Source organism: Streptomyces sp. NPDC050564, assembly GCF_044457265.1.
Classification (GTDB): Bacteria; Actinomycetota; Actinomycetes; order Streptomycetales; family Streptomycetaceae; genus Streptomyces.
The window spans coordinates 1-6,978 of sequence record NZ_JBITGS010000099.1 but is presented as its reverse complement, the minus strand read 5'-3'; the positions used below and the strand labels follow the sequence as shown (position 1 = coordinate 6,978).

Here is a 6,978-nt window from a genome sequence, read left to right as displayed (position 1 = left end):
CCCCACGTCGTCGACATCGACCAGCACGAACCGGTCGGGATGCTCCGACTGCGCGGTACGGATCAGACCCCACGCCGTGGCGGCACCCAGATCGGTGGGAGCATCGTCATCGCCGACGCTGACGGCACGGCGCGTCACCACGACCAGACGCGCATCCGCGAACCGCTCGTCCGACACCCACCGCTGCGCCAGCGCAAGCACCTCGGCGGCAACACGATGAGCGGCCGCCGGAGGAGTCTCACCCTCACGCGAGGCGACCGACACCACCACTCGATCCGGGACCTCACCCGCCTCCGCGAGCTCCAACACACCGTCCAGTCCCGCCGCTTCGGCAGTGGCCTCACCAGCCGTGACGGTCTCGGCGGCCGCCACCGGCACCCACTCGACGCAGAGCAGCTCGCCGTCCGTGGGCCTGCCGCTCGCCACCAGACCGTCGCCCAGCGGGCGCAGGGCGAGGGAGCCGACGTCGAGCACCGGCTGCCCCTGGACATCGAGGGCCGTCAGATGCCTGTCGGTGGTCCAGTGCACCCGCAGCCGGGTGGCTCCGGTGGCGTGCATCACCACGTCGCTCCAGGAGAACGGCAACAGCAGCTCCCCGCCCGTGGTGACCGCTTCGTGGGCCAGGGGGTGCAGGGCGGCGTCCAGGAGTGCGGGGTGGATGCCGAAGCGCCGGGCGTCGGCGTGCTGCTCCTCGGGCAGGGCGATCTCGGCATACGTATCGCCACCGCGGCGCCACAACGCCTGCACGCCCTGGAAGGCGGGACCGTACTCGTAGCCGGCCTCCGCGAGGCGGGCGTAGAAGTCGGACAGGTCCACCGGCTCGGCGCCCTCCGGCGGCCACACCGCCGAGTCCACCACCGGCGTAGCCACGTCCTCGCTGCCCAGCGAACCGTCCGCATGCATGACCCAGCCGTCCGACTGGTCCGCGTCGTCGGCCTGGGAGAAGATCCGCACCGGGTGTCGTCCGGTCTCGTCGGCGGCGCCGACGGCCACCTGGAGGCGAAGTCCGCCCGAGGCCGGAAGGACCAGCGGCGCCTGAAGCGTGAGGTCGTCCACCCGTCCCGCACCGATTCGTGCCCCGGCCTCGGCGGCCATGTCCACCAGCGCGGCGCCGGGTACGAGGACGTGGTCGCGTACGGCGTGGTCGGCCAGCCAGGGGTGGGCACCGAGGGTGAGACGGCCGGTGAACAGCAGGCCGTCGGTCTCTCCCAGGCCGATGACGGCACTGAGGAAAGGGTGTTCGCCGTCCTGCAGTCCGAATGCGGTGGCGTCGCCCGAACCCGTCGGCGCCTGCAGCCAGTAGGCGGTGCGCTGGAAGGCGTAGCCCGGCAGCTCCACCGGGCGACCGGACGGAAACAGCGAGCCCCAGTCCACGGCAGCGCCCCCGACGTGGGCCGTGCCGAGGGAGGTGAGCCAGCGCTGCGGTCCGCCCTGGCCGCGGCGCAGGGTGCCGGTGACCGTGCCGTCGCGGCCCGCGGCGGACAGCGCGTCCTGGATGCCGACCGCGAGCACGGGGTGCGCGCTGGACTCGACGAACAGGGTGTGCCCCTGCTCGATGAGGTCCTGCACGACGGGCGCGAAGCGGACGGTGTGGCGGAGATTCTGGTACCAGTACTCGGCGTCCAGGACAGCGGTGTCGGCGAGGCGTTCGCCGGTCAGTGTCGAGTGGAAGGCGATGTCGCAACTGCGCGGCTCGATGCCGTCGAGCAACCGCAGAAGCTCGTCGTGAAGTGCTTCGACGTGGGGAGAGTGGGAGGCGTAGTCGACGGGGATCCGGCGCGCCTGCACCCCGTCCGCGTCATACGCGGCCATCAGCTCGTCGAGGGCCTCGGTGTCGCCGGACACGACGGTCGCGCCGGGCCCGTTGACGGCGGCGACGACGACGCGCTCACCCCAGCTTTCGCGCAGCCGGTCGCGTACCTCCTGCTCGGGCAGCGGCACCGACACCATGCCGCCTTGGCCCGCGATGGCCTTCAGGGCCTGCGAGCGCAGCGCGACGACCTTGGCCGCGTCCTCGAGGGACAGGGCACCGGCGACCGCGGCGGCCGCGATCTCACCTTGCGAGTGGCCGACCACGGCGGCGGGCGTGACGCCGTACGACTGCCAGAGTGCGGCCAGCGAGACCATGACCGCCCACAGCACAGGCTGCACCACGTCGACCCGCTCCAGGGACGGTGCCCCGGGCACGCCGCGCAGCACGTCGGTCAACGACCAGTCCACGTACGGTGCGAGGGCGTCGGCGCACGCGTGGATGCGCTCCCGGAAGACCGGCGACGTGTCGAGGAGGTCGACCGCCATGCCCTCCCACTGGGAGCCCTGCCCCGGGAACACGAAGACGGGGCGCACCTCGCCACCGGCCGTTCCCTGCGCGACCTCGGCGCCGGGTCCCGGTGCCTCACCGGCGGCCAGGCTGTCGAGGGCACCCAGGAACGCGTCGGCGTGTGCGGCCACGACCACCGCTCGGTGCTCGAACACGGTGCGGGTGGTGGCCAGAGAAAGCCCCACGTCCGCGAGGCCCGGCCGGCCGTCGGCCGCCATGAAGTCGTGCAGCTGCCGGGCCTGGGCACGGAGCGCCTCGGCCGAGCGGGCCGACAGGACCCAGGGGACGAAGGTCGTTTCCGGGGACTCGGCGGCTTCGCCCGGGGTGTCCTGGGCGGGGGCGTCATGAGGGGAAGTCTCCTGGGCGGGGGCTTCCTCCAGGATGACGTGGGCGTTGGTGCCGCTGACGCCGAAGGAGGAGACGGCGGCGCGGCGGGGGCGTCCGGTGTCCTTCCACTCCTGGGGCTGGGTGAGCAGGCGTACGGCGCCGGATTCCCAGTCGATGTGCGGGCTGGGCGCGTCGACGTGGAGGGTCTTGGGCAGGGTGCCGTGCCGCATGGCCTGCACCATCTTGATGATCCCGCCGACACCGGCAGCAGCCTGACTGTGGCCGATGTTGGACTTGAGGGAGCCGAGCCAGAGCGGCTGGTCGTCGGGGCGGTCCTTGCCGTAGGTGGCCAGCAGCGCCTGCGCCTCGATCGGGTCACCAAGACGCGTACCGGTGCCGTGTGCTTCGACCGCGTCGATTTCCGTGGTGGTCAGTCCGGCGTCGGTCAGCGCGCTGTTGATGACACGTTCCTGCGCGGGCCCGTTGGGGGCGGTCAGCCCGTTGGAGGCACCGTCCTGGTTGACGGCAGTACCGCGCACGACAGCCAGCACCCGGTGCCCGCGGCGGCGCGCCTCGGACAACCGCTCCACCAGCAGCAGCCCGACACCCTCGGCCCAGCCGGTCCCGTCCGCCGACGCCGCGAACGACTTGCAGCGCCCGTCGGCGGACAGGCCGCGCTGGCGGGAGAACTCGATGAAGGTGTTGGGTCGGGCCATCACCGTCACACCGCCCGCGAGGGCCATGTCGCACTCACCCCGGCGCAGCGACTGCACCGCCAGATGCAAAGCCACCAGCGACGACGAACAAGCCGTGTCCACCGTCAGCGCCGGCCCCTCAAGACCGAAGGAGTACGACAACCGCCCCGACGCCACGCTCGACGTGCTGCCCGTGACCAGGTATCCCTCCAGTTCCCCGGGGGCCTTCCGCAGCCGCGTTCCGTAGTCCGCGTACATGACGCCCGTGTACACACCGGTGCGTGAGCCGCGCAGGGTCGTCGGGTCGATGCCGGCGTGCTCGAAGGTCTCCCACGCCGTCTGCAGGAGCAGCCGCTGCTGCGGATCCGTGGCGAGGGCCTCGCGGGGGCTGAGGCCGAAGAACTCGGCGTCGAACTGGGCCGCTTCGTAGAGGAACCCGCCCGACTTGGTGTACGACGTCCCCACGGTCTCCGGGTCGGGATCATAGAGGGACTCCACGTCCCAGCCGCGGTCGGTGGGGAAGTCACCGATGGCATCCACGCCACCAGCCACCAGGTCCCACAGCTCGGCCGCGCTCGACACCTCACCCGGGTAGTGGCACGCCATGCCCACCACGGCGATCGGCTCGTGTTCCCTCGCTTCCATGTCACGGATGCGCTGACGGGTCTCGGCCAGGTCGTTCGTGACGCGCCGGAGATATTCGCGGACCTTGTCCTCGTTCGCCATGAAGGCATGCCTTTCGGAGTGGCTGACGCCAAGTTCGGTGGTATGTCTCGGAGCTCGGGCTGCGCAGCAGCCTGTGCGTGCCTCAGAGCTCGTTGTCGATGAAGGCGAAGATCTCTTCGTCCGACGCCGCTTCGGAGAGCCCGGTGCCCGCGCCCGGCGCGGACGCGTCGCCTCCCGTGTCGCCGCCGATCTTCACCGCGAGTTCCTGTACGCGTCGGGAAAGCCAGGCCCGTTCCTCGTCGTCGAACGACGCCTGCGCGAACTGGGACATCACGCGGTCGAACTCGGCCGCGACCGTCTGCGCGTCGACCTGCTTCTCCTCCGGTGCCAGTTGGGCGGTGAGGTGCTCGGTGATGGCCCGGGGGCTCGGGTGGTCGAAGACGAGCGCCGCCGAGAGACGCAGGCCGGTGGCGGAGTTGAGCCGGTTGCGCAGCTCGACTGCGGTCAGCGAGTCGAAGCCGAGCTCCTTGAACGCCCGGTCCGCCTGGCCGGCCTGTGCCGTCGCGTGTCCGAGCACGGCGGCCACTGTGGAGAGCACGAGGTCCAGGACAGCGTTCTCCCTTTCCCGCTCCCCCATCGCCCGTACCGTCTCAGCCCAGTTCGCGCCCTGCGCCTGTGCCGTGGCGGTGGCGGCGGTGCGTCGCCGACGGGGCACGAGGGTGCGCATGAGCGAGGGCGTCGAGTCGGAGTCGGCGGCGCGCAGGGACGCGCGGTCGAGAGCCGCCGCGACGAGCAAGGCGTCATCGGTGCGTAGGGCGCTGTCCAGCAGTGCCAGACCGGCGGCGGTGGGCAGGGCCTTGATACCGGAGCGGGCCAGGCGTGCCCGATCCGCGTCGTTGAGCTCTCCCGAGATCGTGCTGGCCTGGTCCCACAGTCCCCAGGCAAGGGAGTGCGCGGGCAGCCCCTGCGCGTGGCGGTGCGCGGCCAGTGCGTCGAGGAAGGTGTTGGCAGCCGCGTAATTGCTCTGCCCGGCATTACCGATCACACCGGCAATCGAAGAGAACACCACAAACGCAGCCAGCGGCAGATCCCGCGTCTGCTCGTGCAGATTCCAGGCCGCGTCCACCTTCGGCCGTAGCACCGGAACCAGACGATCGAGGGACTGCGACTCCAGCAGACCATCGTCCAGAACACCGGCAGCATGGATCACCGCGGTCAACGGACGCTCCGCAGGAATACCGGACAACACGCCGGCCAGAGCCTGGGCATCGGCCGCATCACACGCAGCATGAGTGACTGTGGCGCCCAACTCGCCGAGCTCCGCAGCCAATTCGGCAGAACCAGGAGCATCCAGGCCGCGGCGGGAGAGCAACAGCAGATGCCGGATCCCGTGCTCGCGGACCAAATGCCGGGCCACCAAAGTGCCCAACGTGCCAGAGGCCCCGGTGATCAGAACCGTGCCTTCCCCATCCAACGGCGACTGTTCCTGTATGCCGGATGCGGAGAGGGCCGGTGCCGCCAGCGGCACCAGGCGTGGTGTGAGGACCTGGCCGTCACGGACGACCAGTTGGTCGTCCTCGCCGGTGAGTGCCGTCTTCGGGATGGCGTAGGGAGATTCGAGGTCGAGCAGGGTGAACCGTCCGGGGTGTTCGGACTGGGCGGTGCGGACAAGGCCCCAGGCGGTGGCGGCGCCGAGATCGGCGGACGAGTCGTTGCCGTGGACGGACACGGCCCCGTGCGTCACCACGATCAGTCGTGCATCCGCGAACCGTTCGTCGGAGACCCAGTGCTGGGCGAGGGTGAGTACGTCGGCGGCGATCCGGTGAGCGGCGACCGGAGCGGCTTCACCGTCACGGGATGCCACCGACACCACCACCCGGTCGGGCACCCGACCCGCCTCCGCCAGCTCCAACAGGTCGTCCAGGCCGCCCACTTCGGCGACCTCGGCCGCCGCGACTGTCTCGGCGACCGCTAGTGGCACCCAGTCGACCTGGAGAAGCTCGCCGTTCGTCGTCACCTGAGTGACGGTCGCCGGGCGAAGCGCGAGGGAGCCGACCTCAAGCACGAGGTGCCCTTCGGAGTCCACGGCCGTCATCCGCCCGTCGGCGCTCCAGCGGACCCGCAGCCGGGTGGCCCCGGTGGCGTGCACCACCACGTCGCTCCACGAGAACGGCAACTGGAGACCATCGCCGGACGACACGGCCTCGTGGGCGAGGGGGTGCAGGGCGGCGTCCAGGAGTGCGGGGTGGATGCCGAAGCGCTGGGCGTCGGCGTGCTGCTCCTCGGGCAGGACGACCTCGGCGTACGACTCCTCACCCAGCCGCCACAGCGCCCGAACCCCCTGGAAGGCGGGCCCATAGGCGTAACCGGTGTCGGCCAGGCCGAGGTAGAAGTCGGTGAGCTCGACGGCCTCGGCGCCCTCCGGCGGCCACACCGTCAACTCGCCTGCGCCGTCCTGCGTTTCAGCTGCGCTCAGCCAACCGTCGGCATGCGTGACCCAGTCCTCCGCGTCCTCGGACTGCGAGGAGACCCGCACCTGGTGCCGCTGCCCGGTCTCGTCGACCGCGCCGACCGCCACCTGCAACCGCAGGCCACCCGCTGCCGACAGCACCATCGGGGCCTGGAGTGTGAGCTCCTCGACCCGGCCGGCGACGACCCGGGCCCCGGCCTCGGCGACCATCTCCACCAATGCCGCGCCGGGGACGATGATCTGTCCTTGGATCTCGTGGTCGGCGAGCCAGGGGTGGGTGTGCAGGGAGAGACGCCCGCTGAGCAGCGTGCCACCGTCGGCGAGACTCGTGACCGCACCGAAGAAGGGGTGCTCGCTGTCCATCAGGCCGAGCGCGGCCGGGTTGCCCGCGTTCACCGGGGCTTCCAGCCAGTAGGGGGTGTGCTGGAAGGCGTAGCCGGGCAGGTCGATCTGCCGGCCGGTGGGATGGATGGCCGTCCAGTCAAGACGCGCACCGTGCA

2 protein-coding genes are annotated in these 6,978 nt (G+C 71.2%); both read right to left on the bottom strand.

Translation table 11 applies throughout. The features are described from left to right. Window positions 1-4,068, bottom strand: a 4,068-nt coding sequence (locus ACIBK0_RS51565; RefSeq protein ID WP_399097431.1) for a type I polyketide synthase, incomplete at its 3' end; no start/stop codon positions are given. 82 nt (window positions 4,069-4,150) lie between these two features. Next, a partial coding sequence (locus ACIBK0_RS51560) for a type I polyketide synthase (protein ID WP_399097429.1) occupies window positions 4,151-6,978 on the bottom strand: 2,828 nt, incomplete at its 5' end.